The 21,217-nt window shown below is 71.9% G+C and carries 17 protein-coding genes; 10 read left to right on the forward strand and 7 right to left on the reverse strand.

The annotated features are described in order from the left end of the window. The first annotated feature begins 148 nt into the window (after positions 1-148). Entirely contained in the window at positions 149-1,054 is a 906-nt protein-coding gene (locus tag ACF062_RS09615; RefSeq protein ID WP_392137201.1) for a HipA family kinase, read from the forward strand. Positions 1,055-1,121: 67 nt separating this feature from the next. Here the strand turns inward: ACF062_RS09615 and aceB are convergent, their stop codons facing one another. Together aceB and ACF062_RS09625 are read right to left on the reverse strand one after the other, a co-directional pair. After that, positions 1,122-2,741 carry a malate synthase A gene (gene aceB / locus ACF062_RS09620; RefSeq protein ID WP_392137202.1) on the reverse strand — a complete coding sequence of 540 codons (1,620 nt, stop codon included), beginning with the start codon at positions 2,739-2,741 and terminating at the stop codon, positions 1,122-1,124. Positions 2,742-2,966: 225 nt separating this feature from the next. Continuing rightward, positions 2,967-3,596 carry an NTP transferase domain-containing protein gene (locus tag ACF062_RS09625; RefSeq protein ID WP_392137203.1) on the reverse strand — a complete coding sequence of 210 codons (630 nt, stop codon included), beginning with the start codon at positions 3,594-3,596 and terminating at the stop codon, positions 2,967-2,969. Between the two features lie 206 nt (positions 3,597-3,802). Between ACF062_RS09625 and ACF062_RS09630 the strand changes: the two genes are divergently transcribed. Further along, entirely contained in the window at positions 3,803-4,090 is a 288-nt protein-coding gene (locus tag ACF062_RS09630) for a DUF5955 family protein (RefSeq protein WP_392137204.1), read from the forward strand. 17 nt (positions 4,091-4,107) lie between these two features. Here the strand turns inward: ACF062_RS09630 and ACF062_RS09635 are convergent, their stop codons facing one another. Beyond that, positions 4,108-5,586, reverse strand: coding sequence for a PLP-dependent aminotransferase family protein (locus tag ACF062_RS09635; protein WP_392137205.1), 1,479 nt, complete (start codon positions 5,584-5,586; stop codon positions 4,108-4,110). A 146-nt stretch (positions 5,587-5,732) separates the two neighbouring features. Here ACF062_RS09635 and ACF062_RS09640 point away from each other — a divergent pair, with 146 nt between their 5' ends. Continuing rightward, complete coding sequence (locus ACF062_RS09640; RefSeq protein ID WP_392137206.1) at positions 5,733-6,203, forward strand: universal stress protein; 471 nt, start codon at positions 5,733-5,735, stop codon at positions 6,201-6,203. 48 nt (positions 6,204-6,251) lie between these two features. On the opposite strand, the gene ACF062_RS09645 is transcribed toward ACF062_RS09640, so the two are convergent. After that, positions 6,252-6,911, reverse strand: a complete 660-nt coding sequence (locus tag ACF062_RS09645) for a response regulator (protein ID WP_392137207.1) — start codon at positions 6,909-6,911, stop codon at positions 6,252-6,254. Continuing rightward, positions 6,908-8,155 (reverse strand): sensor histidine kinase, encoded by a 1,248-nt coding sequence (locus ACF062_RS09650; protein WP_392137208.1) that lies wholly within the window; start codon positions 8,153-8,155, stop codon positions 6,908-6,910. The genes ACF062_RS09645 and ACF062_RS09650 overlap by 4 nt, the downstream gene beginning before the upstream one ends. 203 nt (positions 8,156-8,358) lie before the next feature. Here ACF062_RS09650 and ACF062_RS09655 point away from each other — a divergent pair, with 203 nt between their 5' ends. Further along, positions 8,359-9,486 (forward strand): ABC transporter permease, encoded by a 1,128-nt coding sequence (locus ACF062_RS09655; protein ID WP_392137209.1) that lies wholly within the window; start codon positions 8,359-8,361, stop codon positions 9,484-9,486. Then, positions 9,483-10,208 carry an ABC transporter ATP-binding protein gene (locus ACF062_RS09660; protein ID WP_392137210.1) on the forward strand — a complete coding sequence of 242 codons (726 nt, stop codon included), beginning with the start codon at positions 9,483-9,485 and terminating at the stop codon, positions 10,206-10,208. The genes ACF062_RS09655 and ACF062_RS09660 overlap by 4 nt, the downstream gene beginning before the upstream one ends. 624 nt (positions 10,209-10,832) lie before the next feature. Here the strand turns inward: ACF062_RS09660 and ACF062_RS09665 are convergent. Then, positions 10,833-11,654 (reverse strand): IclR family transcriptional regulator, encoded by an 822-nt coding sequence (locus tag ACF062_RS09665; RefSeq protein ID WP_223777706.1) that lies wholly within the window; start codon positions 11,652-11,654, stop codon positions 10,833-10,835. A 348-nt stretch (positions 11,655-12,002) separates the two neighbouring features. Between ACF062_RS09665 and allB the strand changes: the two genes are divergently transcribed. From allB to ACF062_RS09685, 4 genes are all read left to right on the forward strand, one after another. After that, on the forward strand, positions 12,003-13,385 hold the full coding sequence (allB, locus tag ACF062_RS09670) for an allantoinase AllB (protein WP_392137211.1): 1,383 nt from the start codon (positions 12,003-12,005) through the stop codon (positions 13,383-13,385). Between the two features lie 4 nt (positions 13,386-13,389). After that, positions 13,390-14,505, forward strand: a complete 1,116-nt coding sequence (gene alc, locus ACF062_RS09675) for an allantoicase (protein ID WP_392137212.1) — start codon at positions 13,390-13,392, stop codon at positions 14,503-14,505. A gap of 147 nt (positions 14,506-14,652) precedes the next feature. Then, the gene (locus tag ACF062_RS09680) at positions 14,653-19,110 is read left to right on the forward strand and encodes a DUF6531 domain-containing protein (RefSeq protein WP_392137213.1); all 4,458 of its coding nucleotides are present in this window, start codon (positions 14,653-14,655) and stop codon (positions 19,108-19,110) included. After that, on the forward strand, positions 19,107-19,574 hold the full coding sequence (locus tag ACF062_RS09685) for a hypothetical protein (protein ID WP_127911943.1): 468 nt from the start codon (positions 19,107-19,109) through the stop codon (positions 19,572-19,574). The genes ACF062_RS09680 and ACF062_RS09685 overlap by 4 nt, the downstream gene beginning before the upstream one ends. A 17-nt stretch (positions 19,575-19,591) precedes the next feature. Here ACF062_RS09685 and ACF062_RS09690 read toward each other — a convergent pair whose 3' ends face one another. After that, positions 19,592-20,332 (reverse strand): SDR family oxidoreductase, encoded by a 741-nt coding sequence (locus tag ACF062_RS09690; protein WP_392137214.1) that lies wholly within the window; start codon positions 20,330-20,332, stop codon positions 19,592-19,594. 182 nt (positions 20,333-20,514) lie between these two features. On the opposite strand from ACF062_RS09690, the gene ACF062_RS09695 reads away from it, so the two are divergent. Next, positions 20,515-21,123 (forward strand): dihydrofolate reductase family protein, encoded by a 609-nt coding sequence (locus ACF062_RS09695; RefSeq protein WP_392137215.1) that lies wholly within the window; start codon positions 20,515-20,517, stop codon positions 21,121-21,123. The last annotated feature ends 94 nt before the right edge of the window (positions 21,124-21,217 follow it).

Here is a 21,217-nt window from a genome sequence, read left to right on the forward strand (position 1 = left end):
ACGGGGGCGCCCCCCCGGGGCGCGGCACTCCTCGCCCGCGATCACCTCCCGGTTACTATGTTCACTTCACACCGGAGGCCGCCGGCTCCTCCACCTCTCCGCAGCAGACCGTTGATCGCAAGGCCTAAGAAATGGGTGGCCTGAGGAAATGTTGAGAGTCGTCACCGCGACCCGCTACATCGAGCCCCTGCACACCGGCGGCTCCGTCCCCGGCGTCGTCGAGGCCGACGATCTCGGTACGTACGTCGTGAAGTTCACCGGGTCCGCCCAGGGGCGCAAGGCGCTGGTCGCCGAGATCGTCGTCGGTGAGCTCGCGCGCCACCTCGGCCTGCGCTTCCCCGAGCTGGTCCTCGTCCACTTCGACCCGGCGGTCGCGTCCGACGAGCCGCACCAGGAGGTCCAGGACCTGCTGCGCGCCAGCGCCGGCCTCAACCTCGGCATGGACCTGCTGCCGGGCGCGGAGGACTTCACCCCGGACGCCATCGACGTGGACCCGCTGGAGGCCGGCAAGGTCGTCTGGCTCGACGCCCTCACGGCCAACGTCGACCGCACGGTGCACAGTTCGAACCTCATGATCTGGCCCACCTTCGGCATCCGCCCTCCGAAACTGTGGCTCATCGACCACGGCGCCGCCCTCGTCTTCCACCACCGCTGGGGCGCGTCGGCGCCCGACAAGGCGTACGATTTCCGCCACCACGCCCTCGGCGGCTATGGCCCCGACATGGCTGCCGCCGACGCCGAACTGGCCCCTCTCGTCACCGAGTCCGTGCTGCGCGACATCGTCGGCCTCGTCCCGGAGGCCTGGCTCGCCGACGAGCCCGGCTTCACCTCGCCCGACGAGGTGCGCGAGGCCTACGTCGGTCACCTCCTGGCCCGCGCCCGCTCCTCCGCGGCCTGGCTGCCCACCGGCTTCCCCACCCGCGGCGAACTGGCCGCGGCCGACGCCCGCCGCGCCGCCGCCACCGAGGCGGGCCGCCCGGCCTGGCTGAAGCGGGTCCCGGACCTGCACGGCAAGCCCGCGGCGGAGCGGGACTGGACGCGTCACGTGGGCTGACGCGTGACGAGGCCCCCGGCGCTGTGCGGTGCCGGGGGCCTCGTCATGGTCGTACGACCGGGTGGGTTCAGCGCAGCTGCTCGTACGCCGGCAGTGTCAGGAAGTCCGCGTAGTCCTCGTCCAGGGAGACCTGGAGCAGGAGGTCGTGGGCCTGCTGCCACTTGCCCGCGGCGAACGCCTCGTCGCCGATCTCGGCGCGGATGGCGTCCAGTTCCTGGGCCGCCACCTTGCGGGCGAGGTCCGCGGTCGCGGTCTCGCCGTTCTCGAAGACGACACCGGCGTTGATCCACTGCCAGATCTGCGAGCGCGAGATCTCGGCGGTGGCGGCGTCCTCCATGAGGTTGAAGATGGCGACGGCGCCGAGGCCGCGCAGCCACGCCTCGATGTAACGGATGCCGACCTGGACGGCGTTGACCAGACCGTCGTACGTGGGCTTCGCGTCGAGCGAGTCGATGGCGATCAGGTCGGCCGCCGAGACGTGCACGTCCTCGCGCAGGCGGTCCTTCTGGTTCGGCTTGTCGCCGAGCACCGCGTCGAAGGACTTCATGGCGATCGGGACCAGGTCCGGGTGCGCCACCCAGGAGCCGTCGAAGCCGTCGGCGGCCTCGCGGTCCTTGTCGTTCTTGACCTTCTCGAACGCGACCTTGTTGACCTCCGCGTCCTTGCGGGACGGGATGAACGCCGCCATGCCGCCGATCGCGTGCGCGCCGCGCTTGTGGCAGGTGCGCACGAGGAGTTCGGTGTACGCGCGCATGAAGGGGGCGGTCATCGTCACGAGGTTGCGGTCCGGCAGGACGAACTTCTCGCCGCCGTCACGGAAGTTCTTGACGATGGAGAAGAGGTAGTCCCAGCGGCCCGCGTTCAGGCCCGAGGCGTGGTCGCGCAGCTCGTAGAGGATCTCCTCCATCTGGTACGCGGCGGTGATCGTCTCGATCAGGACGGTCGCGCGGACCGTGCCCTGCGGGATGCCGACGTAGTCCTGGGCGAAGACGAAGATGTCGTTCCACAGGCGCGCCTCGAGGTACGACTCCGTCTTCGGGAGGTAGAAGTACGGGCCCTTGCCGAGCTCGATGAGGCGCTTGGCGTTGTGGAAGAAGTACAGGCCGAAGTCGACGAGCGCGCCGGGAACCGGGCGGCCCTCGACCTGGAGGTGGCGCTCGTCCAGGTGCCAGCCGCGCGGGCGCATGACGACCGTGGCCAGCTCGCCGGCGTCCTTGAGGGCGTACGACTTGCCGGTGCGCTCGTCGGTGAAGTCGATGCGGCGCTCGTAGGCGTCGGTGAGGTTGAGCTGCCCGAGGACCACGTTCTCCCAGGTGGGCGCGGAGGCGTCCTCGAAGTCGGCGAGCCAGACCTTGGCGCCCGAGTTCAGGGCGTTGATGGTCATCTTGCGGTCCGTCGGGCCCGTGATCTCCACCCGGCGGTCGTTCAGCGCGGCCGGGGCCTCGGCGACCTTCCAGGAGTCGTCCGCGCGGATCGCGGCGGTCTCCGGCAGGAAGTCGAGGGTGGAGGTGGTGGCGATCTCGGCACGGCGCTCGGCGCGCCGGGCGAGGAGCTCGTCACGCCGGGGCGTGAACAGCCGGTGCAGCTCGGCCACAAAGGCGAGGGCCGCGTCGGTGAGCACCTCTTCCTGTCGGGGCAGGGGCTCTGCGTCGACGATGGCCAGCGGCGACGGCGCTAGTGCGGACATGAGCTGTCACTTCCTTCAGAGAGCGGCGCGGACGGGGCCGGGCGAGCTGCCGGGCAGACGCGATGGCACTGAGTGCCACAGGAGCCGAGGTACGGCTGCGGGCCCCGTCCGGGGTTACGGGCCTTCTGGTCAGTGGATACTAGTTTCCTCATGGTGGAAGTTCAATCGTTTGTTGATGTCGAGATTCTTTTCGTCGACAGAACGTGTCGCTGAGTGCCACCCCGGTCACTCCAAGTGGATCAGGTCCTCGGCCGTGTCGATGTCGTACGCATCGGCCACCTCCCGGCACTCGATCAGCGTGAGCGCGTCGGCGTGCGCCCGCAGATAGTCGCGTGCCCCTCTGTCCCCGGCCGCAGTCGCCTCGATGCCCGCCCAGTGGTCGCGGCCGAACAGCACCGGATGGCCGCGCAGCCCGTCGTACGCGGCCGCCGCGAGCGTCGACGGCGACCGGTAGGCGTCCCGCACCCGCGCCGTCGCCACCGCGCCGATCCCCGGCTGGTCGACGAGCGAGACCAGCGCCGCGTCCGTCCCCGTGTCCCGGAGTGAGGCGAGACCCGCCCGGAGGGACGAACCCATGCCCTGCTCCCACTCCGAGTTGTCGACCAGTACGCAGCCGGGCAGCGAGGCACGCGCGCGTACGGCGTCGGCGGCGGCGCCCAGGACCACGTGCACCCGCGCGCAGCCTGCCGCGCGGAGCACCTCCACCGCGTGCTCCACCAGGGGGCGGCCCCGGTGCTCCAGGAGCGCCTTCGGGCGTCCGCCGAGGCGCCGCCCGCCACCGGCCGCCAGCAGCAGTCCGGCGACCTCGCCCGCCTCCGTGCCCTCGGGGCGCCCGTTCATCGGTTCTGTCGTCATGCCTCCTGGATACACCCGATCGGGGCAGCCCGTTCCGGCCGCGACGACGGCCGGAAAGTGGCGCTTCCCATGTCAAGGGCGGTTTACTGACCCGCGGCCCCCGGCGTCTGACCAGCGCCACCAGGGGCCACTGGAAGACGCACGAGAACAGCGCACGAAGACGTGCGAGGGGGAGAGCTGTGTTGCCGAGCACGGAACAGAGACGAGTGACGGGCAGCGACGAGGACCCACGGGTGGCGCGACTGCGCACAGCCGTGGCCCGACTGCGCCGTGAACTCGCCGCGCACCCGGTCGAATTCACGGACCGGGGCATTGCCGAGGACGAACTGGCGGCACTCGCCGCGATGGCCGAAGGCGGCACCCCGGAGCTCCCCCGGCTACGACGTTCCCTGCTGCTGGTCGCGGGCGCGATCGGCTCGGTCAGCGCTCTGACCTCCGGCCTGGCCGGTGTGCGGAGCGCGGTCGAGATGTTCGGGGAGGCAGGCGGGCGCTGACGACGCGGCCCCTGGCGCTACGCCACCCAGTGCCGGCGGCTCACGTCGTCGCCCGCGGTTCGCAGGTCGCCCGCCGATGCCGCCGCGAGGCGGGTCACCGCCTGCTCCAGCAGGTCGGGCGGCAAGGTGTACGGGATGCGGAGCCGGTGCTCATGCGTTCCCGGATCCGCCCCGAAGCGCGAACCGCCCTCGATCCGTACGCCGTGCGCGAGCGCCGCGCGGGCCAGCGAGGACGCCACGGGCCGCCCCAGGTCCACCCAGAGCGACAGGCCGCCCGGCGGCAGCCGCCAGTGCCACTCCGGCAGATGGCGGGCCAACGACGCCGCGAGGGCGTCCCGCTGCGCCCGCAGCCTCGGCAGCCGCTCGCGCAGCACGCCGTCCACGCCCCGCAGCAGATGGAGCGCCATCAGCTGCTCGATGACGGGCGTCGCCATGTCGACCGGCACCCGCGCCATCGCCAGCTCGGTGATCAGCTTCGAGCCCGCCCGCACCCAGCCGATCCGCAGCCCGCCCCAGTGCGACTTGCTCAACGACCCGATGGTGACGACCTGTTCACCCGCGCCGGACGGTGCCAGCGACGCGAACGGCGCGGGCGGCGGGACGTCCAGCGCGATGTCGGAGATGGTCTCGTCGATCACCAGCCAGGTGCCCGTGGACCGCGCCGTCTCCAGGATGCGCACCCGCTGCTCGCGCGGCATCAGCCGGCCCGTCGGATTCTGGAAGTCCGGTACGAGATACGCGATGCGGGGCGCCGCCTGCCGCAGCGAGGACTCGACGAGCCCACTGTCCCAGCCGTCGTCCGTGACCGGCACGGGCACCGCGCGCAGGCCCGCGCCGCGGATCGCGTCCAGGGCGTTCGGGTACGAGGGGTTCTCCACCAGCACCCGGTCGCCCTGCCTGCCGAGCAGCGTCAGCGTCAAGGACAGCGCGTGCTGCGCGCCCGTGGTGATCAGGATCTGGTCGGGGAGCGTGGGCAGGCCGCGCCGCGTGAACCGCTCGGCGACCGCCGCCCGCAACTCCGGGATGCCGTACGGGTGGTAACCCGGCGTCGGCGCGTGCCGGACCAGCATCGCGCCCGCCGCGCCGAGCGCCGCACTCAGCTCCGCCTCCGGGGCGCCGGGCGCCGCCGCCGCGAGGTCGAGCATGTCGTCACCCGCCGGGAACGCCGCCACATTGGACGGCCGCTGCCCCTCCGGCAGCTCGGTCCAGGTGCCCGCGCCGCGACGGCTGCGCGCGTAGCCGCCCTCGCGCAGGACGTCGTACGCCGCCGTGACCGTGGCCCGGCTCACCGAGAGGGCGGTGGCCAGCTCGCGCTCGGCGGGCAGCCGGGTGTGCAGCGGCACCCGGCCGTCGAGCAGGAGGGTGCGTACGCCATGGGCGAGCGCGCGGTAGCCGGGGCGCTCGCCGGTGGTGCCGGTCAGCAGATCGGCGAGCCGACGGCTGCCCAGCCTCCTGGACGCGCTGTCCATGCTGTGGACCACTCGTGCCTCTGCCATGCCAACTCCCGCTGATTGGCCCTGCTCTCCAGGCCAATCAGCGTACAGAATCCGTTCCCGTCGGCTTCAGTCAGCTTGTTTGGCCTGGGAGGGTATCGATGGGGTGGGCAGAGAGCGGAAGCGGAACGGGACGTGTGGTGGTCGGGGTGAGCGGCTCGCCCGCGAGCCTCGCGGCGCTGCGCGTCGCCGCCGAGGAGGCCCGGCGCGGTCGGCGCGTGCTCGTCGCGGTGATCGCCTGGGAGCCGCCGGAGGGTGAGGCGCTGTATCTGCGCCACCCCGACCCGGAGTGGGCCCGCCACTGGTGGGCCGTGGCGCGCTCCCGCCTCGACCGCGCCTTCGACGAGGTCTTCGGCGGCGCGCCGCCCGGCGTCAGGACCGAGCGCCGGGTGCTCAGGGCCCACCCGGACCGCGCCCTGAGCGAACTCGCCGCGCGCCCCGACGACCTCCTGGTCCTCGGCACCCGCCCCGGCAGAAACCGCCCGAGCCGCACCCACCGCCGCGTGCGCTCCCGCACCACCTGCCCGATCCTCACGGTCCCCGCCCCGGCCGTGCCGAGGCGCGTGCGCAGGGCGTTGCGCAAGATGACGGCGGAGGATTTCGCGCTGGCGGGGGAGTGAGCGACAAGGGCTTCGGCGGCGTGGGGGGCGCTGTGCGGGTGGGTCAGGTCAGGGGCCGTTGCGGATCAGGCCGCGCGCGGTGGCCGCGGCGACCGCCGCCGTACGGGAGTCCACGCCGAGCTTGGCGTAGATGTGCACCAGGTGGGACTTCACCGTGGCCTGGCTCAGGAACAGCTCCTTGCTGATCCGCTGGTTCGACAGGCCGTCCTTCACCAGGCGCAGCACCTCCAGCTCACGGCGGCTCAGCGCCTGCGCGGGCGCCCGCATCCGGTCCATCAGACGGTGCGCGATCGCGGGCGCGAGGGCCGACCGGCCCGACGCCGCCGTGCGGACCGCCGCGGCCAGTTCCTCGGGCGGCGCGTCCTTCAGGAGGTAGCCCGCCGCGCCCGCCTCCACCGCCGCGAGGATGTCCGCGTCCGTGTCGTACGTGGTGAGGACCAGGACCTGCGGCGCCCCTTCCCGCGCGGTGATCGCGGCCGTCGCCTCGGCGCCGTGCATGCCCGCGCCGAACTGGAGGTCCATCAGGACCACGTCGACGCGGTGCGCCCCCACCGCCGCGGCCCGTTCCACCGCCCCTTCCGCCGTCGCCGCCTCCGCGACGATCTCGAAGTCCGGTTCCGCGTCGAGGACCGCGCGCAGACCCGCCCGTACGACGGGGTGGTCGTCGGCGAGCAGCAGCCGCACCGTCGCTCCCGGCTCGCGCGTCACGCGGCGGCCTCCTCGGACCGTGCGGGCAGCGGCAGAGGCAGCGAGATCGCCACCGCCGTGCCCTGACCAGGGGTGGACTCGACCGTGAACGTGCCGCCCAGCGACTCGGCGCGCGCCCGCATCGCGGGGAGCCCGAAGCCGGGGCTGCCGGCGCGCCCGGCCGTGCCGCCGGCCGCCGGGTCGAAGCCGCGGCCGTCGTCCACCACGTCCAGCGTGACCGAGGCGTCCATGAACGTCAGCGTGATCTCGGCGCGGGCGGCCTCCGCGTGCCGCACCGTGTTCGCCAGGGCGGACTGCGCGACGCGGAGCAGCGCCACCTCGTACGGCGTGGGCAGCTCCGTCGGCGTACCACTGAGGGAGAACCGGACGCGCGGGCCCGTGCTCGACGCGCTCAGCCGCTCCAGGGCTCCGGCGAGCGAACCGCGCTCCAGGCCGGGCGGCGAGAGCGCGCGCACGAACCGGCGTGCCTCGGCCAGGTTGTCCTGCGCGGCGGCCCGCGCACGCTCGATGTGGGGGGCCGCGGCGGAGCCGTCCGGCAACGCGCGCTGCGCGGCCCGCAGCAGCAACTGGATCGACGACAGGCCCTGCGCGAGCGTGTCGTGGATCTCCCGGGCGAGCCGTTCGCGCTCCGCCAGCGTGCCCGCCGTCCGCTCGGCGGCGGCCAGTTCGGCGCGGGTGGCCATCAACTCGTCGATCAGCTCGCGGCGGCGTTCGCTCTCCCGGTACAGCGCCTCGTACCCGAGGACCGTGACCACGGCCACCGCCGCGCCGAGCAGCGGCCCGATGAAGCTGCCCGGTGTCACCCGGGAGCTGTGCACCAGGAAGCTGCCGATGGCTGCCGCCGCCGTGCTGAGCACCGCGGGCAGCGCCCAGCGGACCGGCAGCAGGTGCAGTTGCAGGAAGTAGAGCGGGAACGCGGCCCACAGCCCGTCCGGGGAGAGCGCCAGCAGCACCAGCCAGGCCGCGGCAAGCGCCGCCAGCCACCAGGCCGCCGCGCGGCGCGATGCGGCCACGGCCGGGCTGAGCGTGCCCACCGTGTACACGGCCGCCATGAGCAGCGCCGCGGCGACGACTCCCGCGGGGTGCGTCGTGTGCGGCGCGTGTGCCGTGCCGGCGCCCGTCAGTGCCTTGACCGCGGGCAGCGCCAGCAGGCCCGCGAGGAGGGCGTGCAGGCAGAGGCGGAGGGTGCGGGTGACAGGGACGGGGGTGGGGGCGGTGGCGGTGGCGGTGGCGGTGGGGAGCATGTTCGTGCGTGTTCGGGGCATGTGGTTTCGGCCGGGGCGGTGAGGCGTGGGGTGTGGGGTGTGGGTTGTGGGTTTTCCACCGTACGGGTGCCGGGTGCCGGGGCCGTCAACCTAAAGGTTGAAAGGGCGCTCGGCACTTCGATTCGGGTGAACCGTGCTGTGGCGCGATGCCCGGCCCGGGGCCGGGGACGCAGGGTGGGGGCATGTTCGTCGCATGGAGAGACCTGCGGTTCGCCAAGGGGCGGTTCGCCCTGATGGGGGCCGTTGTCGTGCTCATCACCCTGCTCGTCGGTCTGCTCTCCGGGCTGACCGAGGGGCTGGCAAGGGAGAACACGTCGGCCATCACCGGGCTGCCCGCCGACCACCTGGCGTTCGCCGCGCCGCCCGAGGGCCGGTCCGTCTCCTTCACCAACTCGCTGGTGCCCCGGCGCGCCTGGGAGGAGTGGGCGGGGCGGCCCGGCGTGACCTCCGCGCGGCCCATCGGTATCAGCACCCTCAACGCCACCGCGGGTGAGCGGGCGGGCGCGGTCTCCGCCTTCGGCGTCGAGCCGGACTCCGGGATCGCGCCGGATGGTGTCGCTCCGGGGCGGGCGGTGCTCTCCGAGAAGGCCGCCGATGAGCTGGGAGCCGGTGTCGGTGACCGTGTCCGGCTCGGGGGCGGGAGTGGGGGCGGCGGTGTGAGTGGGAGCGGGAGCGGGAGTGGGGGTGTGCAGGTGCGGGTCGTGCGGGTCGCTTCCGACGCCTCTTTCAGCCATACGCCCGTCGTGTGGATCTCCCTCGACGACTGGCAGCGGCTCGGGCACCGCGGCACCTCCGGGGACGAGCAGGCTACGGTGATCGCGCTGCGGACCGGGGGCGGAGCCGACCTGGCCGCCGGGGACGAGGCCGCCGGGACCGAGACGAAGTCGCTCGACGGCGCGCTCACCGCCATCGGCTCCTACCAGGCCGAGAACGGCTCCCTTCAGTTGATGCGGGGCTTCTTGTTCGTGATCTCCGCGCTGGTCATAGGGGCGTTCTTCACCGTGTGGACGATCCAGCGGGGCGCCGACATCGCCGTCCTGAAGGCGCTCGGCGCCTCCACGGCCTATCTGCTGCGGGACGCGCTCGGGCAGGCCGTCGCGATGCTCGTCGCCGGTACGGCGGTGGGGACCGGGATCGCGGTGGTGGTGGGCGGGGCCGTCAGCGGTGGTGACGTCCCGTTCGTCCTGGAGCCGTCGACCGTGCTGTGGCCCGCCGCGGTGATGATCGCGCTGGGTGCGGTCGGGGCCGGTATGTCCGTGCGGCGGATCACCGCCGTCGATCCGTTGGTCGCGCTGGGGAGTGCTCGATGAGCAGTGGTCGGTTGCTGTCGTCGTCCTTGCTGCTGGAGGACGTCACGCTCACCTATCCCGACGGCGCGGGGCGGTTGACCGCGCTGGACGGGGTGGGGCTCGATGTGCCGGGCGGGACCTTGACCGCGGTGGTGGGGCCGTCCGGATCCGGCAAGTCCAGCCTGCTCGCCGTCGCGGCGACGCTGGTCACGCCGGATCGGGGGCGGGTGGTGGTGGACGGGGTGGAGACGGCGGCGCTGAGCCGGGCCGAGAAGGCGGAGCTGCGGCGGCGGCGCCTCGGCATCGTCTTCCAGCAGCCGAATCTGCTGGCCTCGCTGACGGCGTCGGAGCAGCTGGAGTTGATGGCGCACGTGGACGGGCGGCGTCGGCGAGGTGCGGCGGGCCGGGTCCGGGAGCGGGCGCGGGAGCTGCTGGCCGCGGTGGGGCTCGCGGGGGAGGCGGGTCGGCGCCCGCATCAGCTGTCCGGCGGGCAGCGGCAGCGGGTGGGGATCGCGCGGGCGCTGATGAATGGGCCGGCGGTGCTGCTGGTCGATGAGCCGACCAGTGCGTTGGATCATGAACGGGGGGCTGCGGTGCTGGAGTTGCTGGCGAGGTTGACGCGGGAGCGGGGGACGGCGACGGTGCTGGTCACGCATGACCGGGCGGGGCTGGCGGTGGCGGATCGGGTGGTGGGGATGGTGGATGGGCGGCTGGGGGCGGGGGCGGGGGCGGGGGCGGTTTAAGGCCGTCGTCGGGTCGCCTGGGGCGCGTCTTGGGGGCGGGGCCGTGGGGGTATGTCCGTGCTCGCCATCTTGGCGCGGGCGATTTGCTGCTTCGGCGCCCTCGTGACCACCACTGTGCTCCGCGCGCACATACCTCCACGTCCCCTCGGGCCGACTGGCGCCTGCGGACCGTCGTCGGCTCGTGTCCTCCCTCGGGCCGACTGGCGCCTGCGGGTCGTCGTCGGCTCGTGTCCCCCCGGGGCCGACTGGCGCCTGCGGGTCGTCGTCGGCTCGTGTCCCCCCGGGGCCGACTGGCGCCTGCGGGCTGTCGTCGGCTCGTGTCCCCCCGGGGCCGACTGGCGCCTGCGGGCTGTCGTCGGCTCGTGTCCTCCCTCGGGTGCGCGGGCGCCTGTGACCTTCGGCGGCTCATGCGCCACACGGCCCCCGCCCTACGTCCCCTCGGCGCGCTCGCGGCTGCGGGGACGTCGTCGGCCCTTGTTTCCCTCGGGCCCACGTTCGACTGCGGGCGGTGCCCCATCCCTCCCTGTCCCTACTTCGACATCTCGATGCCGAGTATCGGGCGGGTGGGTGGGAGACATCCGGCGCGGAGCGGCGGGGTAGGGGATACCGCCGGGTACGGGGCGGTCAGGGCGAGACGCCGGAGCCCGCGCTGGCCAGGGCCGAGGAGAGCTCCACCGCCACCTGCTGCAGCACCGGCACGATCTTCTCCGTCGCCGCCTCCGTCACCCGCCCCGCCGGACCGGAGATCGAGATCGCCGCCGCCGTGGGCGAATCGGGCACCGGCACGGCAAGGCACCGTACGCCGATCTCCTGCTCGTTGTCGTCGACGGCGTACCCCGCACGGCGGACCTCCTCGAGCGCGTCGAGGAACCCTTCCGGCGTCGTGATCGTCTTCTCCGTGGCGGCCGGCATCCCGGTACGGGCGAGCAGCGCCCGCACCTCCTCCGGCGGCGTGTGCGCGAGCAGCGCCTTGCCGACGCCCGTGGAGTGCGGCAGGACCCGTCGGCCGACCTCGGTGAACATCCGCATGGAGTGCTTGGACGGCACCTGCGCCACGTACACGATCTCGTCACCGTCGAGCAGCGCCATGTTGGCCGTCTCGCCGGTCTCCTCGACCAGGCGGGCGAGGTAGGGCCGGGCCCACGTGCCGAGCAGCCGCGAGGCCGATTCGCCGAGGCGGATCAGGCGCGGGCCGAGCGAGTAGCGACGGTTGGCCTGCTGGCGTACGTACCCGCAGGCGACGAGCGTGCGCATCAGGCGATGGATCGTGGGGAGGGGAAGGCCGCTGCTGGCGGAGAGCTCGCTCAGGCCGACCTCGCCGCCCGCGTCCGCCATCCGTTCGAGCAGATCGAAGGCGCGCTCCAGTGACTGAACGCCACCGCTCGCGGCGGGAGGCTTCGAGGCGGCGACTTCAGCAAGGGCGTCGTTGGCGCTTGACGTCGGCACGGCGCGTTCCTTTCGGTGCTGGCGGGCAAGGAAGCAGCCTACCGGGCGGTTCTTGCCAAGGGGTCTCGCGCGTGGGGGCGTCGTAGCCGGTCAGGGGGGCTTTGTCCGTGTCTTCGCGGGCTTGTCCGGTGGCTCACCGCGCCACGCTTGTGGGTAGCTACGTTCTGGTCAGCGGAATTGTAATTCCACTCTGTGGAAACGTCCAGTAGGGGACTTGGGGGCCGCCGGGCGTCGAAGTCAACCCTTGACGCCGTGCGGGCGAGCGTGAAAACTCCTTCAACAGAACGTTGAATTCCGTTAAGCGGAAGCAAAAGGTCTGTGTAGCGGAACAGAAGAGAGGGGACACGGGTGTCCGAGAAGGACGTGGACGTGGACACGAGCGTTGCCGCGGGTGTGGAGCTGGTGCTGCGCTCCACCCGCGTCGTCACCCCGGAGGGGACGCGCGCCGCCTCGGTCGCCGTCTCCGGCGGGAAGATCGCGGCCGTCGGCGCGTACGACGCCGAGGTGCCGGACGGCGCACGCCTGGAGGACCTCGGCGACGACGTCCTGCTGCCTGGCCTCGTCGACACCCACGTCCACGTGAACGACCCGGGCCGCGCGGAGTGGGAGGGCTTCTGGACCGCCACCCGCGCCGCCGCCGCCGGTGGCATCACCACCCTCGTCGACATGCCGCTCAACTCCCTGCCCCCGACGACGACGGTGGACAACCTGCGCACCAAGCAGGACGTCGCCCGCAGCAAGGCGCACATCGATGTGGGGTTCTGGGGTGGCGCCCTGCCCGACAACGTCGCCGATCTGAAGCCCTTGCACGACGTCGGTGTCTTCGGGTTCAAGTGCTTCCTCTCGCCCTCCGGCGTCGAGGAGTTCCCCGAGCTGAACCAGGACCAGCTCGCCACCTCGATGGCCGAGATCGCCGGCTTCGGTCCTCATGGGGGTCTCCTGATCGTGCACGCCGAGGACCCCCACGAGCTGGACGCCGCCCCGCACACGAGCGGCCCCAAGTACGCGGACTACCTCCAGACCCGGCCCCGCGTCTCGGAGGACACCGCGATCGAGGGGCTCATCGCCGTCGCCAAGCGCATCGGCGCCCGCGTGCATGTCCTGCACCTGTCCTCCTCGAACGCCATTCCGCTGATCGCCGCCGCCAAGCGCGAAGGCGTACGGCTGACGGTGGAGACCTGTCCGCACTACCTGACCCTGACCGCCGAGGAAGTCCCGGACGGCGCCAGCGAGTTCAAGTGCTGCCCGCCCATCCGGGAGGCCGGCAACCAGGACCTGCTGTGGGGCGCGCTGGCCGACGGCACCATCGACTGCATCGTCACGGACCACTCCCCGTCCACCGTGGAGCTGAAGACCGACGACTTCGCCACCGCCTGGGGCGGCATCTCCGGACTCCAGCTGAGCCTGCCCGCCGTATGGACCGAGGCGCGCAAGCGCGGGCACACCCTTGAGGACGTGGTGCGCTGGATGTCCACGCGCACCGCACAACTGGTCGGACTCGACCAGAAGGGCGCCATCGAGGCCGGCCGCGACGCCGACTTCGCGGTCCTCGCGCCCGACGAGACCTTCACCGTGGACCCCGCGGAGCTGCACCACAGGAACCGGGTCACGGCGTACGCGGGCAAGACCCTCAGCGGCGTCGTGAAGTCCACCTGGCTGCGCGGCGAACGCATCCTGCACGGCGGCGAGTTCACCGAACCCGCGGGCCGACTTCTGGAAAGGAACAACTGACACAGTGACGGCGATTCCGCACTTCACCGGCGACGCGAGCCCCTACGGCGGCGGCGAGCCCTACGCCGACTACCGCACGGCCGACTTCCCCTTCACCCAGTACGCCAACCTCGCCGACCGGCAGCTCGGCGCCGGGGTGATCGCCGCCAACGACGAGTTCTTCGCGATGCGCGAGAACCTGCTGCTCCCGCACCCCGCCGTGTTCGACCCCGAGCACTTCGGGCACAAGGGCAAGGTCATGGACGGCTGGGAGACCCGCCGCCGGCGTGGTGTCTCCGCGGAGCACCCGTGGCCCACCGAGGCCGACCACGACTGGGCCCTCGTGCGGCTCGGCGCCCCCGGCGTCATCCGCGGCATCGTCATCGACACCGCCCACTTCCGCGGCAACTACCCGCAGGCCGTGTCCGTGGAGGGCACCAGCGTCGAGGGCTCCCCGACGCCCGAGGAGCTTTGCGGCGACGACGTGAAGTGGACGACCCTCGTCCCGCGCACGCCCGTCGGCGGACACGCGGCCAACGGCTTCGCCGTCGACGTCGAGCAGCGCTTCACGCACCTGCGCGTCAACCAGCATCCGGACGGCGGCATCGCCCGCCTCCGCGTGTACGGAGAGGTCGCCGCCGACCCGAAGTGGCTCGCCGCGCTCGGCACCTTCGACGTCGTCGCCCTGGAGAACGGCGGCCAGGTCGAGGACGCCTCCGACCGCTTCTACTCCCCGGCCACCAACACCATCCAGCCGGGCCGCTCCCGCAAGATGGACGACGGCTGGGAGACGCGTCGGCGCCGCGACACCGGCAACGACTGGATCCGCTACCGGCTCGTCCAGCAGTCCGAGATCCGCGCCGTCGAGATCGACACCGCCTACCTCAAGGGCAACTCCGCCGGCTGGGCCTCGCTCTCGGTGCGCGACGGCGAGAGCGGCGAGTGGGTCGAGGCGCTGCCCCGCACCCGGCTCCAGCCCGACACCAACCACCGCTTCGTCCTGGACACGCCGGTCGTCGGCACGCACGTACGCGTCGACATCTTCCCGGACGGCGGCATCTCCCGGCTGCGCCTGTTCGGTTCGCTGACCGAGGACGGCGCCGCCAAGCTGGCGGCCCGCCACCAGGAGCTGGGCGGCTGATCCGCCCCCGCTGAACGTGGGGCGCACCGGGTGGACAGCCCCGGTGCGCCCCGCACCCATCTCCTGGACTTTCCGTCGGTACTTCCGCCCTTGTACATTCCTACGTGCGCAAAGCTGCTGGTGAAGTACGTATACGGGGGTTGCGGCATGGCGGGCCATCGGCCGAAGGATTGGCATGTCCTGGATCTGGACAAGGATCCGACGCCGGGTGATCCGCACCGGGTGCGCAAGCTCGCCAAGGATCTGCATGACTTCTCCGATGACGTCGGCAAGGTGCTGCGGGACATCAAGGGGATGGCGGGCGAGGACGCGATCCTGCGGTGGGCGGGGAAGACGGCGGACGCGTTCACGGAGCAGTTCGAGGACGCGCCGGCCAAGCTGAAGAAGCTCAAGAAGTCCTACGGGATGGCGGGCGACGCCCTGTCCGCGTACTGGCCGGAGCTGGAGCGCGCCCAGGCCCTGGCGGACAAGGCGTTGGTGAAGGGTCGTGAGGCCCAGGCCGATCTCGCCTCCGCCAAGTCCCGCCTCACCTCAGCCGATTCGTGGGTGGAGAAGGCGGGCAAGGAGGCCGACAAGTACAAGGACGACGGCGGATCCAAGGGCAAGGACGTGCCCAAGCCGGACGAGTCCAAGGTGCGGGCCGCCACGCGTAACGCGGCCTCCGCCGAGAAGGCGCAGAAGTCCGCGCAGGGCGATGTGGACGCGGCCAAGAGTGCGCTGGACGCGGCGAAGAAGATGGCCGAGGACGCCCGCAAGATGCGGGAAGAGGCCGCCGGGACGGCGAAGCGGAAGATCGACGAGGCCTCGGACGCGGGTATCCCGAACCGCAAGTGGTGGGAGGAGGTCGGCGACTGGGTCTCCGACAACTGGGACACCATCGTCGAGGTCTGCAAGGTCGTCGTCGCCGTCGTCGGCATCATCGCGATGATCGTCGGCGGCCCGATCCTGGCCGCCATCGTCATCGTCGCCGGAGCCATCGTCCTGGCCGACACCCTCAACAAATACCGAAAAGGCCAAGCAGGCCTGATGGACGTGGCGTTCGCCGCCCTCGACTGCGTTCCCGGCGCCAAGGGGCTGACCACCGCCGCCAAACTGGCCAAGGGGATGAAGGGCCTCAAGGGCATGAGCAAGGGCCTGAAGAACGGCCTGCGGCGCGGCGGGGACGACCTGGCCACCAGCAAGCCCGCCAAGGGCCGCTGCAAGAACGGCGACCCCGTCGACATGGTCTCCGGCGAAATGATCATGGAGAAGACGGACGTGGAACTGCCGGGCCTGCTGCCGCTGGTCCTGCGCCGCACCCATCTCTCGACCTACGAGTACGGCCGCTGCTTCGGCCCGTCCTGGGCCTCCACGCTCGACGAACGCCTCGAACTCGACCACGAGGGCGCCCTGTTCGCCACCGAGGACGGCATGATCCTCATCTACCCGGTGCCCGCACCCGGTGCCTCCGTCCTGCCGGTGGCGGGCCCGCGCCGGCCCCTGGACTGGGACGGTGCGCCCGGGGCGCCCATCCGCATCACCGACCCCGACACCGGCCACACCCGCCACTTCGCGCCGACCGGTCGCGCCGCGGCCGCCGACGAGGCGTTCACCCTCCCGCTCGCGGCGGTCACCGACCGCAACGGCCACCGCATCGACATCGACCGCGCCGCCGACGGCACCCCGGTCGCCGTACGCCACTCGGGCGGCTACCACATCGACATCGACACCGAGGGCGGCCGGGTGACCGGGCTGAGGCTGCGCGACCCCGAGGCCGGCCCCGCCGGCACGAGCCTGCTGACCTACCGCTACGACGCCGACGGCAACCTGAGCGAGGTCCGCGACTCCTCCGGACTGCCGTACCGGCTCACCTACGACGAGCGCGGCCGCGTCACCTCCTGGACCGACCGCAACGACCACTGGTACCGCTTCACCTACGACGAGGAGGACCGCTGCGTCCGCGGCGAGGGCGCCGAAGGCTTCCTCGACTGCACCATCGGCTACGACCCCGACCTCCGTACCACCCGCTACACCGACTCGCTCGGCCACACCACCCGCTACGAGTACAACGAGCGGCTGCAGCTCGTCTCGGTGACCGACCCGTTGGGAAACACCACGCGCACCACGTGGAACAGCCGGGACCAACTCCTGTCGCGGACCGACCCGCTCGGCCACACCACCCGGTACAGCTACGACGACGCGGGCAACATGGTCAGGGTCGAGCAGCCCGACGGCAACGTCACCACGGCCGCCTTCAACGAACTGAACCAGCCGGTGGTCATCACCGACCAGGACGGCCTGGTCTGGTCCCACGCCTACGACGACCGCGGCAACCGGCTGAAGACGGTCGACCCGGCGGGCGCCGAGACCCACTTCGGCTACGACGGAGCGGGACGCCCCGTCTCCGTGACCGACCCGCTCGGCAGGGTCCAGCACGCCGTGTGCGACGCGGCCGGACTGACACTGGAGATCATCGACCCGCTCGGAAAGCGGACCCGGGTCAGCCGGGACGCCTTCGGACGCATCGTCGCCGTCACCGATCCGTCGGGCGCGGTCACCCGCCTCACCTGGACGGTCGAGGGCCTGCTCGCGCGGCGCGAATCGGCGAACGGCGCGGTCGAGAGCTGGGAGTACGACGGCGAGGGCAACGTCCTGCGGCACGTCGACCCCGCCGGGCACACCACGTGTCACACGTACACGCACTTCGCCCTGCCGACGAGCCGACGGGACCCGGACGGCACGGTCCACACCTTCACGTACGACACCGAGCTCCAGCTGACCGCCGTGGTCAACCCGCAGCAGCTGCACTGGAGTCACACGTTCGACGCCGCGGGACGGCTGGTCGCCGAGACCGATTTCAACGGGCGGGAACTCACCTACACCCACGATGCCGCGGGTCGGCTCACCTCCCGTACCAACGGGGCGGGCGAGACCGTCCGCTACGAGCGGGATGTCTTCGGCCAGGTCTCGCTGGCGCGCTCCGCCGACGACACCACCTCGTACACCTACGACGCCTACGGCCGTCTCGTCCGCGCCGCCAACAGGGACGCGGAGGTCGAACTCGCCTATGACGCGCAGGGCCAGGTCGTGCGGGAGAGCATCAACGGACGGGTGACCTCGTTCGTCTACGACGCCGCAGGCCGCCGGACGACCCGCAGTACCCCGTCCGGAACGGTGTCCAGTTGGCAGTACGACGCGGCCGACCGGCCGCTGTCACTGGTGATGGCCGGTACGCGCATGGAGTTCCGGCACGATGCCGCCGGTCACGAGATACGCAGGAGCTTCGGTGACGGCGTCGCCCTCGCTCAGGGCTGGGACGCCGTCGGCCGGCTGGCCGACCAGACGATCAGCGCACGTACCGATGCCGGCGGCCGTGTCCTGTGCCACCGCTCGTACGCCTACCGGCCCGACGGGCACCTCACGGAGATCCGCGGGCCGGCCGCGCACAGCCGGCGCTTCAGCCTCGACGCCGCCGGGCGGGTCACAGGTGCCGACGGTGCCGGCCGGACCGAGCGCTACGCCTATGACAGCGCGGGCAACCTCAGCCAGGCCCACGTGACCGGCTCGTCCGGCCATCCCGACGGGTGGACGGCGACCGGCACCCTCGTGCACCGGACGGGGAACGGCCACCACGAGTACGACGCCCAGGGGCGTCTCGTCCGTCGCAGCCGCCGCCTGCTGAACGGGCAGCGGCGGGTGTGGACGTACTCCTGGGACGCCGAGGACCGGCTCACCCGGGTGACCACACCGGACGGCGAGACCTGGCACTACCGGTACGACCCCCTGGGCCGCCGTATCGCCAAGCAGCTGCAGGCCGCCGACGGCACGCTCGCGCGGCAGACCACCTTCACCTGGGACGGCAGTCTGCTCGTGGAACAGGTCACGGACGGCGTGGTGACGACGTGGGACTACGAGCCGGAGTCCCACCGCCCCCTGGCCCAGACCGAGCGCGCTCAGGCCGACTACGACGTGCGTTTCCACGCCATCGTCACCGACCTGGTGGGAACTCCCACCGAACTCGTCTCCACCGGCGGTGACATCGCGTGGCAGACGCACACCACCGTATGGGGCGTGGCCGTTCCGCACCCGGAAGCCGACGCGTACGCCGCCACTGCCGACTGCCCCCTGCGCTTTCCCGGCCAGTATCACGACCCGGAATCCGGACTGCACTACAACTACGCACGCCACTACGACCCCGAGACGGCCCGGTACGCCTCCGCCGACCCCCTCGGCCTGGAGCCGGCACCCAACCACCACGCCTATGTGCCGAACCCGCTGACCTGGCAGGACCCTCTCGGCCTCGCCCGCCGGGGCCCCAAGGACCCGATCAATCTCAGCGAGGGCTACCGGGGCCGGATGGACACCTTCGACATCGGGCATGCCACAGACTTCGAAATGCATGTCTACGACAAGAACGGCCGGGAGGTCGGCCTCTACGGAAGCAACGGCTGGTTCGACAAACACCGCCTCGATTCCGATGTACAGGTCCCGCGCAGCGTGGAAAACCGCCTCAAGGGCGAGGCAGTAAAGTTCATGCGCAGAACCGGTCGCATCGGCCCTCGCGGAACCGAGGACATCTCCGGCGACAAATGGAAGCGGCCCCGCCTGAAAGGATCGTGCGGATGAAGTACGTGAAGGTCGACTGGGACCCGGAGCTCCACGGGTTCCGGACCGACGCGCGTGCCTATGTGGCCGCCCTTCCCGAATTCCGGGACGCGCTTCCCGAGGGGGCCCGCGCCTTCGCGTCCGAGGCCGGGCACTACGACTACACGAGCGAGCGGTGCGTCAAGGACCTGGAGCTCGCCGACATCGCCCTGCCCACGACGACCATGGGCAGGGCAGGCACCGCGTCGGTCACCTATCGCCCCAACCGGTGGAAGCACTCCGCCGGACTGCGGATCGAGTACACCGGCGTCACGCACTTCTCCGTCGACTACGAAGCGTCCATCGACTGGATGGAGGCCATCACGGTGCTGCTCGACGAGACCCTCCCGCACGAGGACGGCGTCGTGCACCGTACCGAACTGACGGACGCCATGATCACGGTCCGCTGCGCCGACCTGACGGCGACGTGGGTGGCGGTCCCGTGAGTGCGTGACCCCGGGGGTCAGGCGGCGTGACCGCCGTCCACCGACAGCTCGGTGCCCGTGATGTACGCGGCGTCGTCCCCGGCCAGGTAGGCCACGAGGGACGCCACCTCGTCGGGCGAACCGAACCGGCCGACCGCGGTCATGGCGCTCTGCCCCTCCGCGTAGGGGCCGTCCGCCGGGTTCATGTCGGTGTCGATCGGGCCCGGCTGGACCAGGTTCGCCGTGATCCGGCGCCCGCCCAACTCCCGCGCCAGAGCCTTGTTGAGGCCGATGAGCGCGGCCTTGCTCGTCGCGTAGAGGGTGCCGCCGGGGCCCGGGACCCGCTGGGCCATGCAGCTGCCGATGGTGATGATCCGGCCGCCGTCGCGGAGCCGTCCGGCAGCGGCCTGGGAGGCCAGGAGGACGCCGCGTACGTTGACCGCCAGGACCCGGTCGACATCGGCGAGCGACAGGTCGGCGAGGGGGCCGAGGACTCCGATGCCCGCGTTGTTGACGAGGATGTCCAGGTGGCCGAGGTCGTCGGCGGCGCGTTCCACGGCGCCCGCGGCGGCCCCGGCGTCCGCCGCGTCCGCCCGCACGGCGAAACCACGCCGCCCCGTGGCCTCGATCTTCGCGACGACCTCCTGGGCCGCCGCCTCACTGTGGACGTAGGTGATCGCCACGTCCGCGCCCTCCTGCGCCAGGCGCAGCGCGATCGCCGCGCCCATGCCGCGGCTGCCGCCGGTGACCAGGGCCGTCCTGCCGGTGAGAGAAGACATGTCTGTACCTCGTTCGTATGCCGGATAACTGCTTGCGGGTTCAATGAAAGGCGTCGACGCGGGCGAGGGCTGGCGGGAATCGGACGCGCAGTCGGCGGTGTCCCGAGCGGCGATGACTTCCGGTCGGTGGCACGGTCTGAGTAGGTGACAGGACCGCGTTACCCCGAGAAGAGGCGTTCGCCATGAAGATCACATTCACCCAGTTCCTCACCCTGGACGGGGTCTTCCAGGCCCCGGGCGGCCCGGACGAGGACCGCGGCGGCGGCTTCGAACACGGCGGCTGGTCCGTGCCCTACGGCGACGAGGACTTCGGCGCCTTCATCGACCAGGTCTTCGAACAGGCCGACGCGTTCCTGCTCGGGCGCGGGACGTACGAGATCTTCGCCGGGTACTGGCCCGCGGTGCACGACCCCGACAACCTCGTGGCCACCAAACTCAACGACCTGCCGAAGTACGTCGCGAGCACCACCCTGACCGACGCCGACTGGCAGGGCGCCCGGATCATCGGCCGCGACGACCTGGTCAAGGACGTCACCGCGCTCAAGGAGCAGCCGGGGCGCGAGCTCCAGATGCACGGCAGCGGTCGGCTCGCGCAGTCCCTGATGGGGCACGACCTGATCGACACCCTGCACCTGCTGACGTTCCCCGTCGTCCTCGGCACCGGCAAGCGGCTCTTCGCGGAGGGCGTCCTGCCCACCGCCTTCCGGCTCGCCCAGTCGCGTACGACCTCCACGGGCGTCGTCATCAGCACGTACGAGCGCGCCGGACGACCGGAGTACGGCAGCTACTGAGAGCTGCTCCGGCCGGCCGCACGTCTTCACCTCGCGATCTTCGCCCGATACGGTGTGGGCTCCGCGTGAGAGCCGCCGAAGTCTCCACATCGCC

The sequence above is a fragment of the Streptomyces sp. NPDC015345 genome, from assembly GCF_043078805.1.
Taxonomy (GTDB): domain Bacteria; phylum Actinomycetota; class Actinomycetes; order Streptomycetales; family Streptomycetaceae; genus Streptomyces.